Annotated in this window: 18 protein-coding genes; 14 read left to right on the top strand and 4 right to left on the bottom strand. The window is 62.0% G+C overall.

The window, feature by feature from the left end; all coding sequences use genetic code 11:
* The first annotated feature begins 157 nt into the window (after positions 1 to 157).
* The 6 genes from G485_RS0120290 (at position 158) to G485_RS0120265 (ending at position 6,724) form a co-directional block, all read left to right on the top strand.
* Positions 158 to 616 carry a chemotaxis protein CheX gene (locus G485_RS0120290; RefSeq protein ID WP_027094034.1) on the top strand — a complete coding sequence of 153 codons (459 nt, stop codon included), beginning with the start codon at positions 158 to 160 and terminating at the stop codon, positions 614 to 616.
* A gap of 129 nt (positions 617 to 745) precedes the next feature.
* The gene (locus tag G485_RS0120285) at positions 746 to 1,522 is read left to right on the top strand and encodes an SDR family NAD(P)-dependent oxidoreductase (protein WP_027094033.1); all 777 of its coding nucleotides are present in this window, start codon (positions 746 to 748) and stop codon (positions 1,520 to 1,522) included.
* Positions 1,523 to 1,535: 13 nt separating this feature from the next.
* Positions 1,536 to 3,065: a DEAD/DEAH box helicase gene (locus G485_RS0120280; RefSeq protein ID WP_051318439.1), complete on the top strand. Its 1,530-nt coding sequence runs from the start codon at positions 1,536 to 1,538 to the stop codon at positions 3,063 to 3,065.
* A gap of 214 nt (positions 3,066 to 3,279) precedes the next feature.
* Positions 3,280 to 4,539, top strand: a complete 1,260-nt coding sequence (locus G485_RS27485) for an S-layer homology domain-containing protein (protein ID WP_051318438.1) — start codon at positions 3,280 to 3,282, stop codon at positions 4,537 to 4,539.
* Positions 4,540 to 4,704: 165 nt separating this feature from the next.
* A complete protein-coding gene (locus tag G485_RS0120270) occupies positions 4,705 to 5,463 on the top strand; it encodes an ABC transporter ATP-binding protein (RefSeq protein ID WP_027094031.1) in 759 nt (252 codons plus the stop codon).
* The gene (locus G485_RS0120265; protein ID WP_027094030.1) at positions 5,456 to 6,724 is read left to right on the top strand and encodes an ABC transporter permease; all 1,269 of its coding nucleotides are present in this window, start codon (positions 5,456 to 5,458) and stop codon (positions 6,722 to 6,724) included. Before G485_RS0120270 ends, G485_RS0120265 begins: the two co-directional genes overlap by 8 nt.
* Before the next feature lie 75 nt (positions 6,725 to 6,799).
* On the opposite strand, the gene G485_RS0120260 is transcribed toward G485_RS0120265, so the two are convergent.
* Together G485_RS0120260 and G485_RS0120255 are read right to left on the bottom strand one after the other, a co-directional pair.
* Positions 6,800 to 8,119: an aminotransferase class I/II-fold pyridoxal phosphate-dependent enzyme gene (locus G485_RS0120260; protein WP_027094029.1), complete on the bottom strand. Its 1,320-nt coding sequence runs from the start codon at positions 8,117 to 8,119 to the stop codon at positions 6,800 to 6,802.
* Between the two features lie 145 nt (positions 8,120 to 8,264).
* The gene (locus tag G485_RS0120255) at positions 8,265 to 8,882 is read right to left on the bottom strand and encodes a pyridoxamine 5'-phosphate oxidase family protein (RefSeq protein ID WP_027094028.1); all 618 of its coding nucleotides are present in this window, start codon (positions 8,880 to 8,882) and stop codon (positions 8,265 to 8,267) included.
* Positions 8,883 to 8,996: 114 nt separating this feature from the next.
* Between G485_RS0120255 and pdxR the strand changes: the two genes are divergently transcribed.
* Both pdxR and G485_RS0120245 read left to right on the top strand, forming a co-directional pair.
* A complete protein-coding gene (gene pdxR / locus G485_RS27480) occupies positions 8,997 to 10,547 on the top strand; it encodes a MocR-like pyridoxine biosynthesis transcription factor PdxR (protein ID WP_051318437.1) in 1,551 nt (516 codons plus the stop codon).
* Positions 10,540 to 11,325, top strand: a complete 786-nt coding sequence (locus G485_RS0120245; RefSeq protein ID WP_027094027.1) for an AraC family transcriptional regulator — start codon at positions 10,540 to 10,542, stop codon at positions 11,323 to 11,325. Before pdxR ends, G485_RS0120245 begins: the two co-directional genes overlap by 8 nt.
* A 278-nt stretch (positions 11,326 to 11,603) precedes the next feature.
* On the opposite strand, the gene asd is transcribed toward G485_RS0120245, so the two are convergent.
* Positions 11,604 to 12,404, bottom strand: coding sequence for an archaetidylserine decarboxylase (gene asd, locus G485_RS0120240; RefSeq protein ID WP_027094026.1), 801 nt, complete (start codon positions 12,402 to 12,404; stop codon positions 11,604 to 11,606).
* A gap of 367 nt (positions 12,405 to 12,771) precedes the next feature.
* Between asd and G485_RS0120235 the strand changes: the two genes are divergently transcribed.
* The 5 genes from G485_RS0120235 to G485_RS0120215 all read left to right on the top strand — a co-directional run bounded on the left by G485_RS0120235 (position 12,772) and on the right by G485_RS0120215 (position 19,641).
* Positions 12,772 to 13,806, top strand: a complete 1,035-nt coding sequence (locus G485_RS0120235) for a LacI family DNA-binding transcriptional regulator (RefSeq protein WP_027094025.1) — start codon at positions 12,772 to 12,774, stop codon at positions 13,804 to 13,806.
* Between the two features lie 153 nt (positions 13,807 to 13,959).
* Positions 13,960 to 15,270, top strand: coding sequence for an ABC transporter substrate-binding protein (locus tag G485_RS0120230; protein ID WP_027094024.1), 1,311 nt, complete (start codon positions 13,960 to 13,962; stop codon positions 15,268 to 15,270).
* Between the two features lie 76 nt (positions 15,271 to 15,346).
* A complete protein-coding gene (locus G485_RS0120225; protein ID WP_027094023.1) occupies positions 15,347 to 16,288 on the top strand; it encodes a carbohydrate ABC transporter permease in 942 nt (313 codons plus the stop codon).
* A complete protein-coding gene (locus G485_RS0120220; protein ID WP_027094022.1) occupies positions 16,285 to 17,121 on the top strand; it encodes a carbohydrate ABC transporter permease in 837 nt (278 codons plus the stop codon). Before G485_RS0120225 ends, G485_RS0120220 begins: the two co-directional genes overlap by 4 nt.
* 96 nt (positions 17,122 to 17,217) lie before the next feature.
* Positions 17,218 to 19,641, top strand: coding sequence for a hypothetical protein (locus G485_RS0120215; RefSeq protein ID WP_027094021.1), 2,424 nt, complete (start codon positions 17,218 to 17,220; stop codon positions 19,639 to 19,641).
* 50 nt (positions 19,642 to 19,691) lie between these two features.
* Here G485_RS0120215 and G485_RS0120210 read toward each other — a convergent pair whose 3' ends face one another.
* Entirely contained in the window at positions 19,692 to 21,044 is a 1,353-nt protein-coding gene (locus G485_RS0120210) for an Nramp family divalent metal transporter (RefSeq protein WP_027094020.1), read from the bottom strand.
* A gap of 217 nt (positions 21,045 to 21,261) precedes the next feature.
* Between G485_RS0120210 and G485_RS27475 the strand changes: the two genes are divergently transcribed.
* Complete coding sequence (locus tag G485_RS27475; RefSeq protein WP_035157402.1) at positions 21,262 to 26,337, top strand: WIAG-tail domain; 5,076 nt, start codon at positions 21,262 to 21,264, stop codon at positions 26,335 to 26,337.
* Positions 26,338 to 26,602 lie beyond the last annotated feature (265 nt).

The raw sequence follows: 26,602 nt of genomic DNA, 5'->3' as shown, positions 1-26,602 counted from the left end.
TTTCTATGTTTTCCTTGCAGATAAATTCGACAAAAGTAGCTCAAATCCCTTGTGGAATAAGGATTTTTTGTTCGTTCAGCAAGCCCTAATTAAGTATAATAAAAGAAATTATGTGCGGCCAGTATTTGCAAATTGAGACAAAGGGGCGGCGTCAGTCATGAAGGCAGAGTTCATCAACCCGTTTTTGGAGTCCGCGCGCACTGTAATCGAACAGATGGTCCAGATTCGTCCGAGTACGGGCCAGTTGGCTATTAAGGATATTCAATTCGTCGATCACCATGTTTGGATTCAGATCGGCCTCACCGGCCAGATGAACGGGAACATCGTCTTCGGGCTCAGCGAGACGGTGGCCCTGAAGATTATTTCCGCCATGATGGGCGGGTTCGTCATCACCGAGATCGACGAGATGGGCAAGAGCGCCATTTCGGAGCTGGGCAATATGATCAGCGGGAACGCGAGCACGCTGCTGTACAATCAGGGCGTCCGCGTCGACATTACGCCGCCCCGCATTATGCGGTCCGAGTTCGCGGACCATGTCGGTTCCGGCCGCGCATTGGCCGTTCCGCTCATTATGGACGGAATCGGCGAGATGGAGATTCAGGTTCTGATCGCCTGATTGCGGAGCCCCGATTGCAAGAGAGCACACGGAATCGTATACTGTTTATATAAGCCCCGTCAGGGGCTTTTTGTATGTGAATCGCCGTGCCGGTGTCGCAAGCGGCGCGAAGGAGGGACAAGCTTGAAGGTGCCGTTGCAAGGGCTGATCGTGCTCGTTACCGGCGCGTCCAGCGGCGTAGGAGCGGCAACCGCGAGAAGGCTGGCGGCCGAAGGCGCCGTTCCGGTTCTTGCCGCGCGTTCCGAGGACAAGCTGCGGGCCGTGTCGGCGACGATTCGCGGAGAGCACGAGGTCGTCGTCATGGACGTAACCGACGAGACCGCCGTTCGGGATGCGGTCCGTTCGGTCGTTCGGCGCCGCGGAAGGATCGACGTGCTTATCAACAACGCGGGCTATGGGGAATTCGTGCCGTTCGCCGAAGCTTCGCTGGACCATTTTCAACAGATGATGGATGTCAATTATATGGGAGCCGTTCGCTGTGCGAAGGCGGTTTATCCCTATATGCTGGAAGCCGGAAAAGGCCATATTGTCAACGTGGCGTCGATAGCGGGCAAACTAGCGACGGCGAAATCGACCGCCTATGCGGCTTCCAAGCACGCGCTGCTCGGATTTACGAACGCGCTTCGCCAGGATTGCAAAGGGACGGGCATCCGGGTGTCGGCCGTCAATCCGGGGCCGATCGACACGCCGTTTTTCGAACGGGCCGATCCGGAAGGGACGTACGTGCGCAATCTGGGCCGATTTATGCTGAAGCCGGAACGGGTGGCGCGCGCCGTCGTGTCGGTCGTCGAGCGCGGAACGCCGGAGCTCGATCTGCCGTTCGTCTCGGCCGCGGGGGCTCGGCTGTTCCAATTGTTCCCCCGTATCGCCGACCGGCTGCTGTCCGGCTTGCTGAACAAGAAGTGAGAGGAGCACCAACATGATAGACCAACCTATTTCGCCTGCCGGCGGGGAGAACGGAGCCGCCGGTTCCGCCGCCCGGGCTTTCGAGGCGATTGGCGTGGACGCGCGGCTGGCCGCGAAGCTGGCCGAGGCCGGCATGACCGGCCCGACCCCCGTGCAGGCCGGCGCGATCCCGGCGCTGGCCGCGGGGCGCGACGGCATTTTGCGCTCGCCGACGGGCACGGGCAAGACGCTCGCCTATTTGCTGCCGACGCTGCAGCGGATCGATCCGCAGCGCCGGGAGACGCAAGCGGTCATTATGGCGCCGACGCAGGAGCTGGCGATGCAGATCGTGCGCGTGGCGGAGACGTACGGAGAGCCGCTCGGCATTCAGACGGTGGCGCTCATCGGCGGCGCCGCCCTCTCGCGGCAGCTGGAGCGGATGAAGCGGCGGCCTCAGCTCGTCGTGGGCACGCCGGGACGCGTGTGGGAAGTCGCGAAGCTGAAGAAGCTGCCGCTTCACGCCGTCAAGACGGTCGTCGTCGACGAGACGGACCGGGTGTTCGCGCTCGGCGGCAAGCGCGACGTGGAATCGGTCTTGCGGGGGGCCTCCCGCGAGCGGCAGACGGTGTTCGTCTCCGCGACCCGTTCGGAAGCGATGCGGGAAGCGGAGAGCCGCTGGCTGAACAATCCGTGGGAGACGGATGCGACGGACGAGCGAAGCGGGAACGGGCTGCCGGCGACGATCGAGCACGGGTTTATCGTCTGCGACCGGCGGGACAAGATCGATATGGTCCGGCGGCTCGCCCGCCATCTCAAGCCGTCGGGCGCGCTTGTGTTCGTTAACGACATCGAACGGATCGGGGAGCTGGTGAGCAAGCTCCGTTACGAAGGCTTCGCCGCCGACGCCCTTTACGGGGATACGCCGGGGCGCGAGCGCGGCGAGACGATGCGGAAGTTCCGGGAAGGCCGGACGAAGCTGCTCATCGCCACGGACGTGGCGGCGCGAGGGCTGGACATTCCGGGCCTGCCGCTCGTCGTGCAGTTCGAGCCCGCGCTCGACGCGGACCATTACGTCCACCGCGCCGGCCGAACGGGCCGCATGGGCCGCGCCGGGCGCTCCATCACGCTGATTGAGCCGCAGGAGCGGTTCATTATGGCCAAGCTCGGCAAGCGGCTCGGCATCGACATCGCGGAGCTGGGCATGCGGGAAGGCCGCTTGCTGCCGGCGCAGGAGCTTCGGCGCGTCCGGGACGCGGACCTGTCGCCGCGGGCGAGAGCGGGGACGGCGCGGGGGCCGGGAGGAAGGAGGTCTCCCGCGCCGCAGGAGTCCGGGCCGCCCGCCGCCGTCAAGCGGAAGGCGCCCGCGGCCGCTCCGGCCGGCAAGCCGGTTCGCCGCCCGGCGCCGGATGCCGCGGCTTTGCCGCCGGGCAGCGCCGCCGGCCGGCCGGCTCGCGTGCCGCGGGCGGCGAAGAGCAAGGCCGACCGCAAGCGCGACAGCAAAAACAAAGGCGCGCCCCGGTGGCTGAAGGAGAAGCGCAACGCGTCCGAGCCTCCTACGCCATAACCCGGAGGAACTTCGCACCTCGCACTTAACCATCCGACCAAAGACTCGCATTCCGGGACCGGTCGGTCCTGGAATGCGAGTCTTTTATATGCCGATCGTCGCATTTTTCGATCACTACCCTGTTATCCCGCCGCCTGTGCCCGAACGTTATGATTACGCGGCGCCCAACCGGGCCGGAGCGCCGGATATATCAGACAAGGGAGCGATTGGAACAATGACAGAGAACCTTAACGGCAAAGCAAAACGGGGATCCTCGTTCTGGAAAAAAGCGACGGCGGCGACGCTGGCGGCGGGCATGCTGGTGGGAGGCGCTTCCGGCGTTTACGCGGACGGAAAGGACAAGAACGATTCGAAGCATGGGGCTAAACATGCGGCCAAGCAAGAAGCGAAGGATGCCAAGGCATCGCAGGGCAAAGTCAAGATCGAGTTCAACCTCGATTTTAGGGATTTGAACGAGAGGGATTGGAAATGGGCTTACGAGCATATTATCCGCCTGGCTTCCAAGCAAGTGTTCAACGGGTACGCAGACGGCAGCTTCAAGCCCCGCAACAATATTTCGCGAATCGAAGCCATCGTCGCGGCGGTCCGCCTGCTTGGGCTGAAGGAAGAGGCGGAGAAGCCGGAAAATAGGAACGCAACGTTGAACTTCAAGGACTTCAAGCAAGTTCAGAAAAAATATCCTTGGGCGGTCGGCTACCTGAAGGTGGCGCTCAAGAACGACCTGTTCGAGGAATCCGATGCGTTCGTGCAGCCGGATAAGGCGGCCGACCGGCTCTGGTCTTCCATCCTGCTGGTCAAGGCGCTGAAACTGGAGGACGAAGCGAAGGCGAACATGGACGCCGAACTGAAGTTCCGCGACGCGGACCAAATCCCGGCCGCTTCCGTCGGTTACGTGGCCGTTGCCGTAGAGAAAGGGCTCATCACGGGCTACGACGACAACACGTTCAGGCCGAACAAGCCGGTGACCCGCGCCGAGCTGGCCGCGCTTCTCGACCGCGCGGACGAGCAGTTGCCGGATCAGGGCGCGACGGCGATCACCGGTTCCGTGCAAAGCGTCTCCGGCAGCACGCTGAAGGTCAAGCCATCCGGCGGAACGGTCGTCACGCTGACGCTGGCTTCGAACGTTTTCGTTTTCCGCGACGGCGACAAAGTTTCGGCATCCGCGCTTAAGGCCGGTGACGAAGTGCTCGTTCGCACGTATGAGGGCAAAGTCGTGTTTATCGAGGTGAAAAAGGAGTCCGAAGAGGACCGGTCGACGGATTCGGGCAAGGTGGGAACGATTACGCTGAACGCGGAAGGGAAAATCGCCACCCTCTCCCTCGTCAAAACCGTGAACGGCGTTACCGGTTCCGTCGTTTACAACGTATCGGACGATGTCGAGATCGCAGGCGACGAAGGCGAGCTGTCGCCGAACCGGAACGTTGTCGTCACGATCGAGAACAACGTCGTTACCCGAATCGACGTCCAGTCCTGATCGGTTCCATACACATCGCCAGGCGGCGGGCTTCCCGGGAAGGGGGCCCGTTTTTTAACGGCGTTTGCGCCTTTGCCCGGGGAATGATCGAGCTCATTTTGTGCCGCCGGGTTCGCTCGTTTATAATCGAAAGCGTGGAAGAACGAACGAAGGAGGCGTAAGCCGATGATTCCGGCTTTGGACATTGAGCGCTTGACGGGCGGATACAGCAGGCGCAAGCCGGTGCTGCACGAGCTGACGTTCTCCGTCCGGCCGGGGGAGTTGACGGGCCTCATCGGATTGAACGGCGCGGGCAAGAGCACGACGATCAAACATATTCTCGGGCTCATGCTTCCCCATTCCGGCGAAGTTCGGGTGGCGGGCGTCCGCCTGAAGGACGACAGGGACAAATTCCGCGCATCCTGCGCTTACGTGCCGGAGCAGCCGTCCTTGTTCCCGAATTTGACGGTTGCGGAGCATTTGCGGTGGACGGCGATGGCATACGGCCTCGAAGAAAGGAAAGCGAGGGAGAGGACCGCGAAGCTGGCGGAGCTTTTCCGGATGGACAAGGCGATGAACAACCTGCCGGATACGTTGTCCAAAGGGATGAAGCAGAAGGTGATGCTCATGAACGCCCTGCTCGTCTCCCCGCCGCTGCTCATTATCGACGAGCCGTTCCTCGGCCTCGACCCGCTCGCGACGCGGGCGCTGCTCGGCGCTTTGAATGAGGCCCGCGCGAACGGATGCGCCATTTTGCTCAGCTCGCATATTTTGCCGGCGCTGGAGCGGCGCGCGGACAGCCTGATCGTGCTGCACCAGGGGAAGATCGTCGCTTCCGGCACGCCGGACGAAGTGAAGGCGGCCGCCGGCGGGCAGCCGACGCTCGACGATGCGTTCGAGGCGCTCGTAGAGGCCGCGGAGGAGGGGGGGAGGCCGTTTGTCTGACCTCCGCCGGACCCGCCTGGCCGGCTTTAAATCGCTTCTGCAGGCCCGCGCGGAAGCGTTCCGCAAAGAACTTTATCCCTATTTCCGATACGTGTTCCAAAGCGGCTTCGGGCTGGTGCTGTCGGGAATCGGCATTACCCTTGTGACCGGATACGTCCGGCTGCTGAACGACATGCCCGATAACTGGCCTTCCGACATTGTCGGCGCAGCCGTCTTGACGCTGCTCGCTTGGTATGCGCCGCTGCGAACGTATTTCCAGCCGGCGGACACCGTCTTCGCGTTGCCGCTGGAGAGCGGCGCGTTGGAAGGCGTCGTCCGGCCCAAGGTTCGCCGGGGGATGCTGGCCTCCGCCCTGCGCATGGCGGCGGCCTTTGGCGCGTTCGCGCCGCTTTATTCGCTGGCGCCCGCGACGGCTTCGGCCGCCGCGGCCCGCTCTTTGCCGCTGCTGGGCCTAGCGCTCGGCTTGTTCGGCGCCTGGAACGCGTACGCGGCCTGGACCGAGCGCCGGATCGCGGCGGGCGCCTGGCGCGCGGGGCTGCGGACGGCCCGGTACGCGGCGGCGGCAGCCGTCGTGGCGGGGCTGCTGCTCAAGCCGTTCGCGTGGGCCGTCGCGTTCGGCGTCCTCTGCGCGGGCGCGCATGCCTCGGCAGCGCGGCTGCAGATCCGCCACGCCTTGCCATGGGACAGGCTCATCCACGAGGAGCTCGCCGCCCGGCGCCGTTGGATGCGGTTTCTCGGCTGGTTCGTCGACGTTCCTTCGGAGACGGACCGTCCGGCGAAGCGGGCCTGGATCGTCTGGGCAGCCGGTCTGCTGCGTTGGCGGCGCGATTCCGCCTGGACGTATTTGTATGCGAAGACGCTGCTGCGAAGCGATACGTTCGGCGCTTTTTGGCGCTGGAACGCGCTTCTCATCGTCATTGCGCTCTTCGTCCGGCAGTCCGTGCTGGATGCGGTCGTGTTCGCCATCGCCGTTCTCGTCGGCGGCATGCAGCTGACCGAGCTGGCGCGGGTCCGGTTCGCGGCCAATGCCGCGACCGTGCCCTTGCCCCCGGAGCGCCGCCCGCAAAGCGCGGCCGCCGTCGCGCGAACGGCCGGCATCACCGCTGCGGCTTTGCAGTGGCTGGCGGCGGCGTTGCCGGACCGGCCGGCACAGCCCGGCCTCTGGTGGATCGCGCTGGCGCTTGCGCTGCTCTGGTCGGGGGGGCTGCTCCCTCGCCGAATTCGGCGCGCCATGAACAAAACGGCAGAGGACGACGATTAGGGGAGAGGGGCGAGCAACAAACCAAACAGCCCGCAACGGAAGTGACTTCGCTGCGGGCTGTCGCATAGGTAAAGCTTATTTGCCGGCCTGGACGGCGCCGGCCGCTTTCACGTCGAGCACCGCCTTGTGGATGCGGTCGAACAGATCCTCGAGCTGCGGCTCCTCGATGCAGGAGAACGCGACGCGCAGGTCCGTCGAACCGAGGGCGATCGTGCCGACGCCGTACGCTTCCAGCAGGCGCTGGCGGACGGCTTCCGCCTCGACGGTCTTCAGCTTCAGGCACATGAAGTAGCCGGAGTTGAAGGGATAATATTCCCATTCGTCGCCGTACTTGCCGCTGTCCAGCAGCTGCTTCACCTTGTTCGCGCGGCTCTTCATGATGGCGAACTTCTCGGCCTTCTGGCGCTCGAACAGCGGGGACTTCAGCGCATCCAGCACGAACGTCTGCGAAGGGTGCGGACCGCTGGAGATCGTTGCGCGGATGATGCCGAGCGTCTTCTGCTCCAGCGCGGCGAGCGTCGCTTCCGGAGCGCCGCCGTACGTGATGAAGCCGACGCGGAAGCCCCAGACATAATCTTCCTTCGTCGCGCCGTCGACCTTGATCGGCAGCACCCGTTCGTGCAGGCCGCACAGCTGGCCGAACAGCGATTCGTGCAGCGAATCTTCGAAGAAGAGCCCGAAGTAGGCGTCGTCGGTGACGACGACGATATGGATGCCCGCTTCGGCGGCGTCCTTGATCGCGGCGACGATGGCGCGTCCTTCCTCCGCTCCCGGCGTATAGCCGGTCGGGTTGTTCGGGAAGTTCAGCACGACGATCGCTTTGCCTTTATCCTTCTGGGCGAGCAATGCCTCGCGCAGCCCGGCGGCGTTGAACTTGCCCTGCTCGTCGTACAGCGGATACTCGACCATCACGGCGCCGCGCCGGATGCCGAAGGTGAGCTCGTAGTTCTCCCAATTTTTCTCGGGCAGCACCACCGCGTCGCCCGCGTCGGCGAACAGGTCCGCGACGATGCTGAGCCCGTGCGTCAGCGCGTTGGTGACGATCGGCAGACTGATTTGATGGCCCGCGATCGACGGGTTCTCCTTCAGCATTTTGTCGCGCCAGATGGCGCGCAGTTCCGGTTTGCCCGCGGGAGGGGCATATTCGTAAAGGTCCTTCGGATCGTAAGCGGACAGTTTATCCTGAATGACTTGCAGATGCATCGGTTTGCCCTGCTCGGTGGCAATGCCGATAGTCGCGTTGTAGAGCTTCGCTTTTTGCTTCGCTTCGGCGGATTGGCTCAAAATGCCGACTTTCGGGAAGTAAATCGCTTTGCCCAGCTCGGAGAGCATCCGCGCGATAGACGGGCTCTCCCGCGAGATCGTGTCATTCAACTGCTGCGCGAGGGGGTTCATGTCCTTCTCTTCCTTCCACGTGTTCATGTTACGGCGATGATCAACCGGTTCGCCGATCGTTCGCAGTTATTATACACCATTGGAAGGGGAGCGTCATCGCAACGGGGGCTTTTTACGGGAAAAATAGTCAAGCCCCGCGCCGGTTTTACTCCGGTTCCGAAGCGGCCGCGCGCATTTCCTCGATCGTCCGAAGGTCGCCCGGCCGGTTGCGTTCGGCCAGTCCTTGCATGACCTTCTCGCGCCGTTCGTCCGACAGGTTCTGTCCGAATTTGAATTTGCCCGTCATTTCGGCAATATCGAGGCGCAAGACGGCGACGCCCCTGAGCGGCGGCGCGTATTTGGGGTCCTCATGGTCGATGGGGGCATGGCCTCCCTCGGGCTGCAGGCTTCCAAGCAGCGCGGCCAGCGCTCTCGCTTTCTCCGCCGGCTCTTCCACTTGCTTCACCGTTCCCCGTATCCGGACCGAACGGAAGTACTGGGTGGCGGGGCAGGCGAGATAAGGATCGGAGAAGTAGGACGGAATGAACGCGTGGGCTTCGTATACGACAAATTCCGCTTTGGCGTCGAGCGACAAGCCTCTCATTTTCTCCCCTTTCTTGCTGCCGTGAAAATAAATGCTGCCGTCGTCCGTGTAAACGTAATTAAGCGGAACCGCCTTGGGCCAGCCGTCGTCCCCCGCGAACGCCAGGACGCCGTCGCCGCGCTCCCGCAGAAACGATTCGATCGCTTCTTGATCCGTCACTTCGAATTCCTTTCTTCTCATCGTTCGTCCACTCCTCCGTCTCATCGATTGAATTCAAGTCTAGTGCCCGGATTGACAAACGAAAAGATCCAATTTAGATTAAAATCAATAGTCCATTCGAATCGGAGAGAGGTTATGACGCTTCAGTTGCCTTACGAGAGGATGCTAAGCGAGTGCGGCAGCAAGCATCTCGCCCTTTACAGGGCTCTTCGCGACGGCATCGCCGCGGGGACGCTCTCGCCGGGGGAACGGCTGCCTTCCACGCGGCAGCTCGCTTCGCTGTACGGCCTGTCCCGGGGAAGCGTCAGCCTTGCGTACGAGATGCTTGCGGCGGAAGGCTACGTGCGCGCGGGCGTCGGGCAGGGAACGTTCGTCTCCGGCGTGCCGGGGGCTTGGCCGTCCGCGGCTGCCGGCGAACCGGCTCCGGATGCCGCGGGGCGGGAGCGGAGTCGTTCGGCGCCCGATACGCCGGCGCTGTCCGCCTGGGGCTTCCGCGTCATGGAGCAGGCCGAAGATGAGCGGGACATGCCGGCTCCTCCCGGCGGTTCCGGCGTACTCTCCTTCTTCCCGCGGGGGATGGGGGAGAAGTGGTTCCCCTGGATGGAGTGGCGATCCCGGGTCGCCGCGCAGTGGAAAAGGCTGGGCGACCGTCCGGACGAAGCGTCGACGACCGAAGGAAGCCTGGAGCTTCGGCGGGCGATCGCGGGGCGGCTGCGGCGGGAGCGCGGCATCGTCTGCGGTCCGGAAGACGTGGTCGTAACCGGAGGCTCCATGCAGGCGATCGCGCTGCTGACGCAGCTCCTGTTGGAAGAAGGGAGGACCGCCGTCGTGGAAGATCCCTGCTACCAGGGCACCCTCAGGGCCGTAAAGGCGACGGGAGCGGCGCTTGTCGCGGCCAAAGTCGACGGCGAAGGCATCGTGCCGCAGGATTGGGACGCCGATTTGCTGTTCGTGACGCCGACTCGGCAATTCCCGACCGGGGCGGTGCTGAAGCTGGAGAGAAGGCTGGAGCTGCTGGATTGGGCTTCCCGCAAACGGGCGTGGATCGTCGAGGACGATTACGACAGCGATTTCCGTTGGGGAGGGCGTCCGATCGAGCCGCTCAAATCGCTGGACCGGGAAGGCCGCGTCATTTACGTCGGCAGCTTCTCCCGTACGATGCGCCCGGAGGTGCGGATCGGGTACGCGGTGCTGCCCCGCTCGCTGCGGACGCCGTTCGTCCGGGCCAAAAGCTTGTACGATCCGCACCCGGAGGGCATTGCCGAGCAGCACGCGCTGTCGGAATGGATGACGGACGGGGGCTACGACCGCCATCTGCGGCGGATGCGGCGGATTTTTCAGCGGCTGCAGGCGAAGCTTCGGCAGGGGCTTGCCGAAGAGCTCGGCGATCTGTTCGATGTCGTGCCTTCCGACGCGGGGCTGCTGCTGTTCGCCTATTGGAAAAAAACGCCGAACGATTACGACCGGCTGGCGCTCCGCTGCCGGGAGCTCGGCGTCTGGTGGGGGGACGGCCGCCGATACGCGGTCGAGGGAGGCGAAGGCTCGGATCGGCGGTCCGCGCTGTTCGGGTTCGCGCATATGAACGAAGCGGAGGTCGAGGAAGGGCTGGCCCGGATCCGCCGGGCGGCGGCATCGCTCGGACTTTCTGCATGCAACGAAGATCAAGGAGGCTGCGCTCATGCTTAACGTTTCGCCCGAGTCGTTCGTGTTGCTTCCCTATTTCGCCAAAACGGTGTGCGAGCCCGGCTGGAAGTGGCAGAAGCGGGAGAAGCCGCTGGAAAATTACGACCTGTTCTACGTATGGAGCGGGGAAGGCGAGGTCGTCCTGAACGACGTTCCGTATACGGTCGGCAAGGGAAGCTGCTTCCTGTTCCGTCCGGGCGACTATACGAGCGCGACCCACCGTCCGCAGAAGCCGCTCGTACTGACGTACATCCATTTCGACGTAAGCGAGCCGGTGTCGCTCGTTCCCGAGCCTTACCGGACGATCGAGGACACGTTCGAGTTCGAGAACCTGCTGTCCCGGTATGTGCGGCTGTTCCTCGTGAAGACGTTCGCCGCCGAGGAGGAAGCGCGGCTCATTCTGAAGCAGCTGATGATCCATCTGCTGCGGCACGACCGCGACGAGCCGGTGGAGCGCAAAGCCAGCAACCAGTTGACGGAGAGCATCCACGAGGTGGCCAACTACATTCGGCAGCATCCCGGCATCCAGCACCGGGTGGACGACCTGGCCGCGCGGGCGGGGCTTTCTTCCCGCTACTTCTCCATCAAGTTCAAGGAGCTGATCGGCACGTCCGTGCAAACGTACATGATCCGCTCGCGCATCGAGCGGGCGCAGCATCTTCTTCTGCACGCGGGCATGAACGTGACGGAGGTGGCGGATACGCTCGGTTACCGCGACATTTTCTTTTTCAGCCGCCAATTCAAGCAATATACCGGCAAGAGCCCTTCGGAGATCCGATAGGGCTCTTCTCTTATTAAGGACGCCGATGGCTTGAAGGGGGAAGGTATTGCCGAAGTTTTCGGCATTCCGGGCGATTACAATTTCACGCTGCTCGACGCTTTGGAGCAAATGATCCTCGTCGGCGGGCAGCCTGCGGCAGAAGCGCACCGGGAGAGCGCCGCGCAGATCGCCGCCTTGCTTGAGACGCCGCAGTATCGGGCCTCCCCCGGAGAAAATGCAAGAACGGCCCCGTTCCCGCAAGCGTCTGCGGGAGACGGAGCCGTTCCATTTTTTTGCGTTCATACCGAATCGTCCGCGGATACGAGGCTTCCCAGCCGTTCGCCCATTCGCACCTTGTCTCCGGGCCGGACGTTCGCGCGGGGCACGCAGGTGTCGTCTTCGGTGAGCAGGACGACGGTCGAGCCGAACTCGAAGTAAGCGAGCTCCTGCCCGCGCTCCAGCTTCTTCGGCCGCGGCTCCACGTAGCGGATGCTGCTGACGTTCAGCGCCCCGACCTTGACGACGGCAATCTCGCCTCCGTCGTGCCGGATATACGTCACGAGCCGCTCGTTCCGCGACAGCACCCGGCGCATCGCCGTCAGGCCGAAGTCGTTGACCGGGTACACCCGACCCGGAATGTGCTCGCTCTCGACGACAGAGCCCGAGCAGGGGGCGTGAATCCGGTGGTAGTCGGTCGGACTTAAATACAACACCCAGAAATAGCCGTCGCGGTATTGGGCGATGCGCGGCGAATCGTGCAGAAGCTCGTCCAGCGTATAGTCCTGGCCCTTGATCTTGAGCAGCATGCCTTCTTCGATCTTGCCGCAGGCCGTCACCAGGGCGTCGACGGGACTGACCAACGCGTCCGGAGACTCGTCCACGGGACGGGCGCCGGGCTTCAGCCGGCGGGTAAAAAAGTCGTTGAGCGACTCGTATTCGCCGAGCGGCTTCTCCGCTTCTTCGATCGGGATCCGGTACAGGGCCGCGAATCGGGGAATCCAGCGCCGGCTGAGCGGCGATTTGGCCAATCGTCCCGCCATGCGGGAGACGAACTTGCGGGACGTGAGCTCCGTCATGGAGCGCAGCAGCCAACGGTTCATGCGTCTTGGCCACTCCTTCTTTTTAATAAAAATCTTCCGGCGGGATGGCGCGCAAAGCGGACGCCGTTGCTTCTCTAAAGTGTGACATAACGGTCCGAAAAGTTCAATATGCGGCGAAGGACAACCGCCGTGCTCGTTGCCCCTCCTTCCGTGCATGCTATGACGGAAGCCCGCGCAAGGAGGGGAGAACTTGATCAAAGCGGCGTTCGTAACCCCCGGAGCGTACCCGGTGCCTTCGCCGAGCGGCGGATCAGGCGCAAAAAAGATGAAAGGGATTACAAAAAAGGGGTTGCGCGGCGGCAGGCGGCCATGATATAACGGTTACAGGTTGTTAAACGTTTAGATGCAAAGAGCGGGGAGAAGCCAAATGGCGAGCATTAAAGACATCGCGGCCAAAGCGAACGTGTCCACGGCAACCGTGTCGTATGTGCTGAACGGAACGCGCAACGTCAGCCCCAAGACGCGGGAGCGGGTTCTGAAAGTGATCGAGGAAATGCAGTATAAGCCCAATACGATCGCCCAGAGCCTGAAGACGAAGAAAACCGATACGATCGGCGTCATCGCGGAGGACGTCACGGTGTTCAACACGCCGGAAATCATCGACGGCATTCACGATTGCGCCGAGCGGCACGATCTCCATATCTTGCTTGTCAACTTGCGGCTTCACAAGCGGATCGGACGCAGCTTTCATGCGGTGGACCGCTTCCGGGACGTGGTCCTGTCGGCGGTAGACGAACTGGTCGGCAAGCAGGTGGACGGCATGATCTACGTCGGCGTCCATTCGCGCGATTTGTCGGGCCTTGTTCCCCCCAAGGACAAACCGATCGTCTACACGTACTGCTACGCCGACAATGCGGTGTCCGTCAACTACGACGACGAGCGGGCGGCGTACGAGGCGACCCAATACTTGGCCGGGCTCGGGCATAGAAGGATCGGCGTCATCAGCGGGCTCATCGATTCGATTCCGTCCAGGCTCCGGTTTAACGGGTTCTACCAGGCTGTGATGGATTGCGGGCTGCCGTTCGATCCCGGACTCATCAAGACCGGGGACTGGGAGACCGCTTCCGGCGAACGGCTGACCCGCGAGCTCATGGCGCTTCCCGAACCTCCGACGGCCATTCTGGCCATGAACGACGTGATGGCGGTCGGCGTGCTGAGAGCCGCTCAAGAGATCGGAGTCCGCGTTCCGCAGGACCTGTCCGTCATGGGCTTCGACAACCGGGAATTCAGCGACTATTTGACGCCGCGGCTGACGACGATGGAAATTCCGCTCCACGAGCTCGGCGTACAAAGCATGATGGCGCTCAACCGGATCATTCGGGACAACGGAGCTATCGAAGAACAGGCGAAGCCGCTGTGCAAGCTGATCGTCCGCGATTCGACGGGCCCCGCTCCGGGATGATGCCGGGGCGGACGAACGGATCGGCGCATGGAGCAGAAGGTTTTTGCGGCAAAATCTAAACGATTAGATTTTAGACTCCACGATGTGCCTCCCTCGCTTTCCAACCCGGGGGTTACACATAACAAGCAAGAACATTTACAGGAGGGGTAAAGTATGTGGAACAGCAGAAAAACGTTCGGACTTGCGACCGCGGCGGCCGTCTTCGCCGGCTTGTTGGCGGGCTGCGGGGGCAATGGGGACAGCGGACAGGAATCGTCGTCTTCTCCGGCCGCTTCCGGAAGCGCTTCCGCTTCCAGCGGAGAGAAAATTAAGCTTCGCTTCATGACGTGGGATTCCGGCGGCACGTTGAAGCCTTATCAAAATGCGATCGACGAGTTCGTCAAGCAGCATCCGAATTACGAAGTGAAGGTCGAATCCGTGCCCGACAACTACGATCAGAAGCTGCTGACGTCGCTCGCTTCCAACACGGCGCCCGACGTCTTCATGGCCTGGAACTTCCCGATGTACACGCCGGGAGGCGGGCTGGAGCCGCTCGACTCTTATATCGAGAGAGACAAAGTGGACATGGGCATGTACTACGACATCATCGTCAATTACATGAAATACGACGGCCAAATCTGGGGCCTGCCGACGACGTTCTCGACCCGCGCCATCTATTACAACAAAAAGCTGTTCGACGAAGCGGGCGTTCCGTATCCGAAGGATGGCTGGACGTGGAGCGAGTTTACGGACACGGTGAAGAAATTGACGAAGCCGGGCCAATACGGATTTATTTCCACGCCCGACGACATTTTCACGATGCAGCCGTACTTCTGGTCCAACGGCGGCGACCTGGTCAGCGACGACGGACGCCATACGGACGGCGTATTCAACAGCGAGCAGAACGTCAAGACGATCGAATTCCTCAAGGGCTTGTACGACGTCTCCTCCAAAATCAACTCGTCCGGCAAGTTCAGCACGAACAACGGGCTGGAATCGTTCGAGACCGGCCGGATCGCGATGTTCGACAACGGCATGTGGCCGATCAACGATATCGTGAAGGCCGGCAAGATCGATCTGGGCGTCGTCACGCATCCGGTTCCGGAGGGCGGCACGCTGAAAGGCATCGTCCACACGTCCGGCTACTCCATGCCGAAGAACGGCAAAAACAAGGAGGCCGCCTGGGAATTGATCAAGTTCATGTCCGGCCCCGAAGGCAGCAAAATCATTACCGCCGACAAGTTCTCCTTCTCGCCGGTCAAGGCGGTCGACGAAGCGTCCGGCTATGCGAACGATCCGCTTCTCAAGCCGTTCGCCGAAGAGCTGAAAAACTCCGACAAAATTATCGCCGGCAACCGCTATGAGAAATGGAGCCAGGCGGAGGACATGCTGAAGTCGGCCATTCAGGCGATCTTCGTGAACGGCGCCGACGTGAAGAGCACGATCGACAAGGCCGCCAAGGACGCCGAGAAAGCGCTGCAATAAGGACGAGTCAGGCAACGTTCGGGGAGGCGTTCGTCTCCCCGATTTATTTTCCAGGCAGAAAAGGGGTTGCATACCCATGGCAAATCAAACCGCGGCCCGCCCGCAAGGTTGGCTGGCGGAGCGGAGGCGCCGCCGCCGCGATAACCGCGCGGGCTGGCTGTTCATCTCTCCATGGCTGATCGGCTTCGTCGCGCTGATGCTGGGACCGATGGCCTTCTCGCTCATCGTCAGCTTTACGGAATGGAACATGATCGGCAAAGCGAAATTTATCGGCTCGGGCAACTACGTCCGCATGTTTACGTCCGACCCTTTCTATTTCAAATCGTTATGGATCACGATCAAGTACGTTTTCCTTGTCGTTCCGCTGCAGGTCGTTCTGGCCATTCTGATCGCGCTGCTGCTGAACAGGGCCACGTTCGGCATCAAGCTGTTTCGCGCCGTATTTTACATGCCGTCCCTCATTCAAGGGGTAACGCTGGCCTTGATTTGGTCCTGGCTGTACAACGAGGATTTCGGCCCGATCAACTACGCGCTGCAGCTCGTCGGGCTCCCGCGCGTGCATTGGCTGACCGATCCGCACATCGCGCTCTTCTCCCTGGTGATCATTGCGCTGTGGGGCGTAGGATCGCCGATGGTGCTGTATTTGTCGGCCTTGAAGGGCGTCTCCTCGGAATATTACGAAGCCGCGTCCATCGACGGAGCCGGTCCGCTTCGCAAGTTTTTCAACGTGACGCTTCCCTTGATCACGCCGACCATCCTTTTTAACGTCATCACGAGCCTGATCTCGGCGTTTCAAACCGTCGTCGTCGCTTACGTGCTGACCGGCGGCGGTCCGGCGAACGAGACGTACTTCTATTCGTTCCACGTCTACCGGAGCGCGTTCACCCATTTCGAGATGGGGTATTCGTCCGCCATGGCCTGGGTGATGTTCGTCCTCATTATTTTGCTGACCGGCGCCATTATGTTTTCTTCCCGGTACTGGGTGCACTACGAAGCGGATGGGAGTGGCAAAAGATGACGCCAGCCTTCAAAAACTTAAGCCGGCAAATTCTCGTTTACGCTCTGCTCGCGCTCGGAACGATCGCCTTCCTCTACCCGATCGCCTGGATGCTGTCGACCGCGCTGAAGGCGCCGGACGCTATTTTCACGCCCGAACCGAACCTGATTCCGGCTCATTTTCAATGGAACAACTTCAAGGACGCCTGGACCGCGCAGCCGTTCACCCGGTTTTTCCTGAACACGCTGCTGGTCGTTCTCGTCTCGACGCCGTTCGCCGTGTTTTCCTCCACGCTGACCGCCTTCGGCTTCGCCCGCATCCGGTTCGCGGGGCGCGGCGCGATGTTCTTGCTCGTCATCGGGACGATGGTCATCCCGTGGGACGTGACGGCGATTCCTCTTTACATCGAATACAACGCCCTGGGGCTCATCAATACGCTGTGGCCGATGATGCTGCCCGGCATGTTCGGCTCCGCCTTCTTCATCTTTCTGGCGCGGCAGTACATCATGGGCATTCCGTTCGATCTGGACGAAGCGGCGGGCATCGACGGCTGCAACCGGTGGCAGGTATACTGGCGCATCATTTTGCCGCTGTGCATGCCGATCGTCGTCGTCATTTGCATGTTCCACTTCGTCTGGGTATGGAACGAGTTTCTGACGCCGCTGATCTTCATCAACGACCAGTCGAAATATACGCTGTCGCTCGGCATCAACCTGTTCAAGAACGCGTACAACATCGAATACGAGAAGCTGATGGCCGTCTCCAGCGTGTCCGTCGCGCTCCCGCTAGTTCTGTTCTACTTCGCGCAGGACGCGGTGCTCGGAGGCATCTCGATGAGCGGCGTGAAGAAGTGACATGGATTGGTAAAAAAAGAGAACGGCGCGGCAAGCGATGTGCGCGGCCGGTGCGCCGCCGCGGCGAAGCGGTTAGCGCCGATTGGAGGAGAAACGATGCTGCGACTGGAGAACGATACGTTTTCGCTGGAGCTGTCGGATAGCGGAACGTTAGACTCGCTGCGGCTCGGAGGGGACCCGCACGGCATGAATTGGGTCATCTCCCCGGGACTTTTGGCGGAAATGGGTTATCCCGATGCGGAGAAAAGATTCGGAGCGCCCTCGCTCGCCATCGGCGGACGAGAGGCAGGAGCCGGGGAGGGCGAGCCGAGCGTCATCCGGACGGGAGACAGGTCGGCCGTCGTGCGGCATTCTTTCGGCCGGGTGGCGTCGGAACAGACGTACGCTCTCTCCGCGGACGGCGGGGAGCTCATCTGGAGCGTCGCGCTGCGCAACGAGGGGGAGGAGACGGCGTCGATCACCTCCTTCTCGATCTGGTTCTCGCTGGCTTACGTTATGTTCCGGGACAAAGACGTTCTGCGCAACATGAACCACTCCTGCGCGTTGTTCCCCCATATCGGAGGCGATTTTCCGAAGTTCGCGGCGATGCGCCGCAGCAACGAAGGGCCTCATTTGGGCGTGTACGGGACGAGAGGGCGCGTTGCGACGCTGGGATCGTATTGCCGTTACGAGAACCGCTTCCTGGAACAGGTGTCGCCATCGCTGGACGGGATCGTCTTCCACCGACTCTACTTGACGGACGACGGATCGTCCTGCGGGGACGCGGGTTCCGCCGATTGGATCTATAACGGCGATTACGAAGCGCTGATTCTGGAGCCCGGCGCGAAGGCCGAATGGGAATTCCGGTTTGCGCCTGTAAGCAGCCGCGACGATTTCTATTCGCAAGGACTGAAGTTCGGCCATCCGCGCTGGAGCTTCACGCCGGTTGTGGCAAGAGGCGGGCGCTTCGAGGCGTCGGTGACGACGAAGGACGGCGTTCCGCCCGAGCGTGTCGAGCTTCTGTCGATGCAGCCGAACGGGCAACTGCTCGCCGAGGACATCACCGGCTCGTTTGGCAGGGAAGCGGACGGCAGCTTCCGGGCGGCCGTCTTCCCCGGCGAGCCGGGCGAACGCAAGCTGGTCGCCCGCTTCGGGGACGGGCGCATCGATACGCTCGTCTGGAACGTGCTCGAGTCGATCGACGTCGTGCTGGAGCGGCGGGCCGAATGGCTGTGCGGCAACCGGTTCGCCGGTCCGGAAGGCAGTCCGCGCCCTTATGCGTTCCTTCCTTTATCCAACCAGGGAGAATCGCTCGGCAAAGTCGCTTTTATCCTGCAGAAAAACTTGCTCACGAAGCCGAATCCCGACCAGATCGGCAAAGCGGAGCTTTGCGCCGTTCACGACATTCGCCGGCACTGGTTCGAGGAAGGCGACTTCCGCCGTCCGCGCCGCGTGTACGGGAGCTTCTACCGCATTTTTGACCTCGATTACATCGCTCACGTGTTTTATTTGCTGTCCCGCTGTCCGGAATCGTGCCTGCGGCTCGGCAAGCCGGAACGTTACTTGCGCTGGGCCGCGGAAGTGCTGATCGTCCGCCTGGACCCGAATCTCCACGAATCGCAGAGAGAGCGCAACGAAACCCGGCTCAACGGGGTGTTTATTCTTTACGTGGCCGATTTGCTGCGCGATTTGCGGGAAGCCGGGATGGCGGAGCTGTACGATACGCTGAACGAATTATGGCTGGAGTTCGCCCGGGAGATTGCCGAACAAAGCGACGGGTACCAAGGAGCCATTACGGAGCATTATTTCGACAACGCCGGCTTCGGCCCGACGTGCCAAGCGCTCTGCTTGACGGGGGAGACCGCCCGGGCGGCGAAATACGGGGAGCTGCTGCTGGCCAACATCGGGTTCAGCAACGACTATCGTTCGCAAAATCCGGACCGGTGGTGGGAAGCGCTCGCTTATATGATTCACTCCCTCTGGGGAGGCCTTGTCGCGGCCGCCGCTCTATCCGCTTACGAGCATTTGCGCGACCCGGAATACGCGGAAGCTTCCTATCGCGCCACGATGGCCGTCTTCGCCTGCTACGATTGGAACGTCAAATCGACGGCCAAGCGTCTGGCGCCGGGCGAGGCGGCGTCGACGTTCGGGGTGGCGGCGCCGAACCTGAACAAGCCGGCGTTGTCCCGCAACCGCTTCGGCCAGTCCGTCTTCTACGACGAAGAGGATGAGCTGTTCTCCCGGCTGTTCTCCAACGCGTCCGGGGACGATTGGGATATGGGGGAGGAACTGGCGGCTTATTTGCTCGGTTACGGCACGAAAACGGTGCTGTACACGAAGGAGGGCAAGCTGCATTGCCTGAACGGTTACCTTGAACGGGACGGAGAGGACTGGGTGGTGACCAGCTACGCGCCTTACCCGAAGCGCTATCTGTTCCTCGAAGCCGGCGTCGTGTACGAGGTGCCGGAAGGCGCGGACGGCCGAACGGTCCGCTTCGCCGAAGGGCGGTTCGCGCCAGCGGCGGAGATCGAACGGAAGTGAGAAAACAAAACGCCCCGCTGCCCTTGACAGGGAGCGGGGCGTTGCTGTTCTCACCCGAAGAACGTCGAGTAGAGCAAGTAAGCGTTCAGCACGACGATGACCGCCGTGATGACCCATGCCGTAATTTTCAGCCACGGGCGGTTGACGAACTCGCCCATTTTCTTCTTGCTGGACGTGAACTGCACGAGCGGCACGACCGCGAACGACAGCTGCATGGACAGAATGACTTGGCTCAGAATGAGCAGGTCGGTCGTTCCTTTCTCGCCGTATAACGCGGTGACGATGACGGCCGGGATAATCGCGATCAGCCGGGTGACAAGCCTGCGGAGCCAGGCGGGCATCCGGAAGTTCAGGAAGCCTTCCATCACGATCTGCCCCGCGAGCGTGCCGGTCAGCGTGGAATTTTGCCCCGACGCCAGCAGCGCGACGCCGAACATGATGGACGCCATCGTCGTGCCGAGCAGCGGCGCGAGCAGATGGTACGCCTCGCCGATGTCCGCGACTTCGGTATGTCCGGTCGTATGGAAGGCGGCGCCGGCGATGACCAGAATCGCCGCGTTGATGAACAGGGCGAAGAACAGCGCGATCGTCGAGTCCCAGGTGGCGTATTTGATCGCCTGCCGCTTGCCGAGCGGCGTTTGCTCGAATTGGCGGGTCTGGACGATGGACGAGTGCAAATACAGGTTGTGCGGCATCACCGTGGCGCCCAATATGCCGATCGCGATATACAGCTTGGAGGAATCGGTGACGATGCTCGAAGTGGGGATAAACCCTTTAAGCATGTCTCCGACGGCCGGTTGCGACAGAATCAACTCTGCGGCGAAGCAAATCCCGATAATGGCGATAAGAGCGATGACGAAGGCTTCCAGATACCGAAACCCTTTGTTCTGCAGGAAAAGAATAAGAAGCACGTCGAAAGCGGTCAGAATGACGCCGTACAGCAACGGAATGCCGAACAGCAGATTGAGTGCGATGGCGGCGCCGATCACTTCCGCCAGGTCGCAGGCGGCGATCGCAAGCTCGCACAGAATCCAAAGTCCGAAGGATACCGGCTTGCTGTAATGGTCCCGGCACGCCTGCGCCAGATCGCGGCCGGTGACGATGCCGAGCTTGCCGGCCAGCCCCTGGAGCACGATGGCCATCAGGTTGGACAGCAGGATGACCGAGAGCAGCGTGTACCCGAACTGGGAGCCGCCCGCCAGGTCGGTCGCCCAGTTGCCCGGGTCCATGTAGCCGACGGCGACCAGGTAGCCGGGGCCGACGAAGGCGAGAAACTTCCGGAAGCCGGAGCCGCTCTTCGGAATTTTCAGCGAGCGGTGCACTTCGGGGAGCGACGGCTGATTCGCGTTCCTGCGCCAGCCGCGGGACGTCTTCGAAGGCGAAACGACATATTCCTCTTGCATAGGTGTTCACCTCTTTAAGTGTTTCAAAGTTGTTCAAGGCAATGTTTGTGGCGTCTATGACATAAAGTTTCCTTAGGGCAAAAATTCTTGTTGGTTATAATATACTCCCGCAGCTTTGAAATGTAAACCGTTATTTTTACCCGGTCCATTTCTCGTGACGCGCCCAAGGGTGAATGCATATGATACGTTAGACTTCACGCTGGGGAAGGAGATGGACATGAAAAAAAGCAACAAAGGCAAAAAAAATCAGAATGCGCGCCGGCCGCTGTACTACGTCGACAATCCGAACAAAATGGAGCTCAAATGGCTGGACGATATACAGAAACAGACATCCAAGTCGATCAACGTCCACGGGGAGACCGCAGTCGCCGAGCCGGCGCCGGCCAGGGGATCGGGCAACGCCGGTCCGCCTCCGGCCGCGAGCGCAGCGCCCGACGAATCCGCCAAGCAAAGTCTTGAGGCTGCCCTTCGGGAAGCGGAGCGCGTTCAGGAAGCCGTAACCGCCGCGGAGCCGAAGGCGGCCGAGCGGGCGGACGCCGTGGAGGAGATCGTGGCGGTGGTCGAGGCTGCGGACAGGCAATCCGCCGAGACGGCCGGAACGCTGACGGAACTGATGCAGACGAAGGAAGAGCCGCGTGCGGAAGATTCTTCCGCGGAAGAGACGAACGTCCCGGACGACCCGGTCTGGCTGGATCTTCGCGAACAGCGGAACTGGCGCCACCAGAAGCTGGCGGAGAAGCGGATGCCGGCTCGGCCGGCGCCGATCGTGTATACCGACGATCTGGCGGATGAGTCGGTCACAGGCGACAAGCTGGCCCCTTTCGCCGTCGGTCCCAACAACCTCGCCGCCGAGGCGGTGACGACGGAGGCGCTGGCGGACTTCTCCGTGACCGCGATCAAGCTCGCCGACGGTTCCATCACTTCTTCCAAGTATGCCCCGGAATCGATTACAGGCGAGCATCTGACCAAAAACTCGATCTCCGGGCAAAAAATCCGCGACCGGTCCATTACGAGCGAGAAGCTGAAGGATGGCAGCGTCACGTCGGAGAAGCTGGCCGACCGCACGATCAGCGCGGACAAAATCGCCGAAGGTTCGATTCAATCCAAGCATTTAAGCTTGTCCATTATCACTTCCGACCTGCTCAAAGACCAATCCGTCACCACGGACAAAATCCGCAGCGGCACGATCCGCAGCGAGAACCTGTCCAACGAATCGATCGACACCTCGAAGCTCGCGGAAGGAGCCGTCACCTATTCGAAAATCAGGGACGAGGCGGTCACCGAAGCGAAGATCGCCCCGGGAGCCGTCGATTCCCGCCATTTGAAGAATGGCTCGGTATGGGCCGAACATATCGCGCCCGGAGTGCTGCAGGGAAAGCACCTGGCTCCGCAAGCCGTTCAATCCGACAATCTGGCGCAAAGCGCGGTAGGAACGGAGCAATTGGCCGACCGGGCCGTGTCTGGCTCCAAACTGGCCAAGGAATCCGTCGAGGCGGAACATCTTCGGCAAGAGGCCGTCCAAGGCGGCCATCTGGCCGAAGGGGCCGTCGATAGTCGACATTTGGCTGACGGTTCGGTAACGGCTCCCAAGCTTGCGGAGCGTTCGGTTGCGACGATCAATCTGGTCGAACATGCGGTCACGTCCACGAAAATCGCCGACCAAAGCGTCGTCTCGGGCAAACTGGCCGACGAAGCCGTGCAATCTCGCCATCTGGCCAAGGGAAGCGTGCTGTCGGATAAACTGGCCGATCATCTCATTCAACGCCGCCATCTGACCGAAGGCGCGATCGAAGGGCGGCATTTGACGAACAAATCGATCACGCAGGAGCATCTGCAAGACGGCATCGTCCATACGGCGCAGCTCGCGCCCGAAGCGGTCACCCGCAAGCAAATCGCCGGTGGCGCGGTCGGCACGGGACAGATCGCTCCGGGCGCGGTGAAGGCCGCGCAGCTTGCCGACGGGGCGGTGGAGGCTCGCCATCTGGCGGCGGGTGCGATTCGTACGTCCCATCTGGCCGAGAACAGCGTAACGAGCGACAAGCTCGTGTCGGGCAGCTTGAGGCCGATTCATTTCGGCGAAGAGTCCGTCAAAGGGGAAGCGATCGCGAAGCAGACGATCGAAGGGAAGCACCTTCGTCCGGGATCGATCGGGCCGGCCCATCTGGCTCCCGGTTCCGTGGGCAGCGCCGCGCTTCAGCCCGAATCGGTCACCTCGGAAATTTTGGCGCCCGGCTCCGTCGGCGAGCGTCAACTGGGCGTTCGCTCGATTTTCTCGCACCATCTGACGGATCATTTGATCACTTCCTTGAAGCTGTCGCCGGAGAGCGTCTCTACCGACAAGCTGTCGGATATGGCCGTGACGAGCGCGAAGCTGGCGGACAAGAGCGTCACGGCTTCGAAGCTGGCGGAAGGCGCAGTGGGCAAGAAGGCGCTGGCGATAGGAGCCGTCTCCCGGGAAGCGCTCGACAACGGAACGGTCGGTTCGCGCCATTTGCAGAACGGCGCGGTGCAAGCCGAACATCTGGGTGAAGGCAGCGTTGGCTCCGCTGCGCTTGCGGAAGGGGCGGTCACCTCCGATGCGATTCGGGACGGAGCGGTCGGCCAGCGCCATCTGGACGTGGAAGCCGTCGGAAGCCGCCACCTGGCGTCGCAGGCGGTGCTCGGCTACCATTTGGCCGACGAATGCGTGAGGGAAATTCATTTGTCCGATGGCTCGGTCAGCTACTCCAAGCTGGCGGCGGGCAGCGTGGGCGAGACTCATCTGCAGCCGGGGGCCGTAACGGGAAGGCATATCGCTGCGGAATCGGTGGATTCCGGGCATCTGCTGCCGGACATCGTCGATTCCGGGCATATTCGGGAAGGAGCCGTCCAGGCCGTTCATCTCGGGGATGCCATCGTCGGCGAGAAGACGCTTGCCGACGGCGCGGTGACGAGCGGGAAGCTGGCGGACGGCAGCGTTACGCTGCAGAAGCTGTCCGCGGGCAGCGTGGGAAGCGAACACCTGCTGCTCGAGTCGGTGAGCGGCAAACATATGAAGCCCGATTCGATCCAGGGGTTCCACATTCGCAAAGGCGCGGTCTCGATCTCCCATCTCGCGCCGGATATGTTCGCCCTCGCGAAGATGGCGGAGCGGAGAATCGACTCGGAGCGGCTGGAGCCGTCCGCCGTGGCCACCGTCCACTTGCGTGACGATTCGGTTACGGAGGATAAGCTGGCGGCGGGCAGCGTGACGGAGGATATTTTGGCGAACGCGGCCGTCACGACGACGAAGCTGGCGGATCGCAGCGTAACGGAGCAGAAGCTGCGCGACGGCAGCGTAACCGAGGATAAGCTGGCGGAAGGCAGCGTGACGGAAGGCAAGCTCGCCGACGGAGCCGTCGCCGCACGGTCGATTCTCGACGGAGGCGTTACGAGCGACAAGCTCGCCAACCATGCCGTGACCGCGGAGAAGCTGGCGGGCGGGGCGGTGACGTCCGGCGCGCTGGCGGAAGGCGCGGTCACGGAGTCGAAGCTGGCGTCGGGCAGCGTGACGGAAGCGGCTCTGGCCGAAGGCGCGGTCACCGGGCGGAAGCTGGCGTCCGGCGCGGTGGCGTCCGGCGCGCTGGCGGAAGGCGCGGTCACGGAGTCGAAGCTGGCGGGCGGCAGCGTGACGGAGGCGGCTCTGGCCGACGGCGGTGTAACGGAGAGCAAGCTGGCGGCCGGTGCGGTAACCTCCAACGCGCTCGCGGACGGATCGGTTACCGAGTGGAAGCTGGCCGACGGCAGCGTAACGGAGACGAAGCTGGCCGACGGTGCAATAACCGGAGTCAAATTGGCGGACGGCAGCATATCCGGAATCAAGCTGGCGTATGGCAGCGTGACCGAGAATGCGCTGGCGTACGGTTCGGTGACCGGCGCGCAACTGGCGGACGCGGCTGTGTCGGAGGCGAAGCTGGAAGACGGCAATGTGACGGCCGCCAAGCTGGCCGACGGAGCGGTCGCCGCCGCGAAGCTGGCGGACGGCGCCGTAACGGAGACCAAACTGGCGGATGGCAGCGTCAATACCGCCAAGCTGGCGAACGGAGCGGTCTCCACGGAGAAGCTCGCCCTCGGCGCCGTCAAAGAGAATCAGCTCGAAGACGGCAGCGTGACCGTTCGCAAGCTGTCGGCGAACGTCGTTGAATTTCTGATGCTGGCCGGCAAACCGGTAACGGAAGAGAGGCTGACGAACGGCAGCGTATCGACCGAGAAGCTGGCTCTTCTCAGCGTAGGGTCCGAGCAGCTGGCGGACGGCGCCGTCACGGCGGAGAAGCTGGCGGAAGACAGCGTGGAGTCGGCACATTTGGCGGCGGGAGCCGTAACGGCCGAGAAGCTGAGCTTTGGCAGCGTAGGCGCCTCTCATCTTCTTCCCGGGGCGGTCCAGTCGCATCATTTGGGAGAGAACACGGTTCTCACCTCGCATTTGGCCGAAGGAGCGGTCAAGAGCGAGCAACTGGCGGAAGGCAGCGTCACCCTGCAGAAGCTATCTTCGGAGCTGGTCGAGTATATTGCGCAAACCGGCAAGCCGGATGAAGCAACAGCTTACGCGCCCGCCCCCGACAGCATAACGGATGCCCACCTCGCCGCACAGGCCGTACGGTCTCATCATCTAGGCGATAAAGTTGTCGACAACCGGCACTTGGCGGATGGCAGCGTAGACGGGAAGAAGCTGGCGGAGACGAGCGTCGGCACCGAACATTTGGCTTCGGGAGCCGTATCCGCCGAGAAACTCGCCGTTCACAGCGTCAGCTCTTCCCATATCATCGACAGCTCCGTTCTTTCGAAGCATATCGGGGAGAAGGCCGTTCAAAGCCATCACTTGGCCGACGGCAGCGTGACGGGCGAGAAGCTGTCCGGGCAACTGGCAGAGTTTCTGGCGGATTTGCAAAACAACCTCGCCCAACAGAGGGAAGACATCAGCCAGTTAAAGCCGGCTTCGGGAATCGTAAGCGGGGATCACTTGGCGGAAGGCAGCGTTGCCCCTTCGCATCTGGCCTTCCTCCCGGTTGCGGCCGCGCAGCCCGATGTGTCTCTCTTGTTCGGCAGCGAGCCCTATTCCTTTAACGGCTCGATGGAAAGTCTCGAACTCACCGTCACCTTCGAGCAGCCGTTCAAGGATATGTCCTATGTCGTCATCGCCATGTCCGACCACCCGTCGTACGCCTGCTTCTTAAAGCGAAGAAGCGCCGGCGAAGCCGTCCTGGAAGTCGTTCGTACGCGATTCGCGCCGGAACCTCAAGGATGGATTCAATGGATAGCGGTCGGCAAACGTTAATCTGAACGGAAATGGCGACCCCGGCGTGCAGCCGCCGGGGTCGTTCGCGCGAATCAAACGCCTTCGCCGTTTTCCGACGGCAAAGGCGTTTTTGGCTGTGCAGTCGCTCTTCACGGCCTTTGCCCCGGCGTACAGATGCCGTTGCGAATGGACACGTTGCCCATATAATGTCATGTAAACCGTTGCCCGAGCTTAAGTGGGTGGAATTGTTTGGCGAGCAAAATCGGCAAATGGAGAAAACGATCCCCCGTCGCCGCGTCCGCAG

It is taken from the genome of Cohnella thermotolerans DSM 17683, assembly GCF_000429825.1.
Classification (GTDB): domain Bacteria; phylum Bacillota; class Bacilli; order Paenibacillales; family Paenibacillaceae; genus Cohnella; species Cohnella thermotolerans.
The sequence above is the reverse complement of the archived record's forward strand: the minus strand, read 5'-3'. Positions and strand labels throughout refer to the sequence as shown.

Excerpts from the sequence above, each read along its gene's own strand:
- G485_RS0120290 (WP_027094034.1), top strand. The coding sequence starts at position 158 with ATGAAGGCAGAGTTCATCAACCCGTTTTTGGAGTCCGCGCGCACTGTA.
- G485_RS0120280 (WP_051318439.1), top strand. The coding sequence starts at position 1,536 with ATGATAGACCAACCTATTTCGCCTGCCGGCGGGGAGAACGGAGCCGCC.
- G485_RS27485 (WP_051318438.1), top strand. The coding sequence starts at position 3,280 with ATGACAGAGAACCTTAACGGCAAAGCAAAACGGGGATCCTCGTTCTGG.
- G485_RS0120270 (WP_027094031.1), top strand. The coding sequence starts at position 4,705 with ATGATTCCGGCTTTGGACATTGAGCGCTTGACGGGCGGATACAGCAGG.
- G485_RS0120260 (WP_027094029.1), bottom strand. The coding sequence starts at position 8,119 with ATGAACCCCCTCGCGCAGCAGTTGAATGACACGATCTCGCGGGAGAGC.
- G485_RS0120255 (WP_027094028.1), bottom strand. The coding sequence starts at position 8,882 with ATGAGAAGAAAGGAATTCGAAGTGACGGATCAAGAAGCGATCGAATCG.
- pdxR (WP_051318437.1), top strand. The coding sequence starts at position 8,997 with ATGACGCTTCAGTTGCCTTACGAGAGGATGCTAAGCGAGTGCGGCAGC.
- G485_RS0120245 (WP_027094027.1), top strand. The coding sequence starts at position 10,540 with ATGCTTAACGTTTCGCCCGAGTCGTTCGTGTTGCTTCCCTATTTCGCC.
- asd (WP_027094026.1), bottom strand. The coding sequence starts at position 12,404 with ATGAACCGTTGGCTGCTGCGCTCCATGACGGAGCTCACGTCCCGCAAG.
- G485_RS0120235 (WP_027094025.1), top strand. The coding sequence starts at position 12,772 with ATGGCGAGCATTAAAGACATCGCGGCCAAAGCGAACGTGTCCACGGCA.
- G485_RS0120230 (WP_027094024.1), top strand. The coding sequence starts at position 13,960 with ATGTGGAACAGCAGAAAAACGTTCGGACTTGCGACCGCGGCGGCCGTC.
- G485_RS0120225 (WP_027094023.1), top strand. The coding sequence starts at position 15,347 with ATGGCAAATCAAACCGCGGCCCGCCCGCAAGGTTGGCTGGCGGAGCGG.
- G485_RS0120220 (WP_027094022.1), top strand. The coding sequence starts at position 16,285 with ATGACGCCAGCCTTCAAAAACTTAAGCCGGCAAATTCTCGTTTACGCT.
- G485_RS0120215 (WP_027094021.1), top strand. The coding sequence starts at position 17,218 with ATGCTGCGACTGGAGAACGATACGTTTTCGCTGGAGCTGTCGGATAGC.
- G485_RS0120210 (WP_027094020.1), bottom strand. The coding sequence starts at position 21,044 with ATGCAAGAGGAATATGTCGTTTCGCCTTCGAAGACGTCCCGCGGCTGG.
- G485_RS27475 (WP_035157402.1), top strand. The coding sequence starts at position 21,262 with ATGAAAAAAAGCAACAAAGGCAAAAAAAATCAGAATGCGCGCCGGCCG.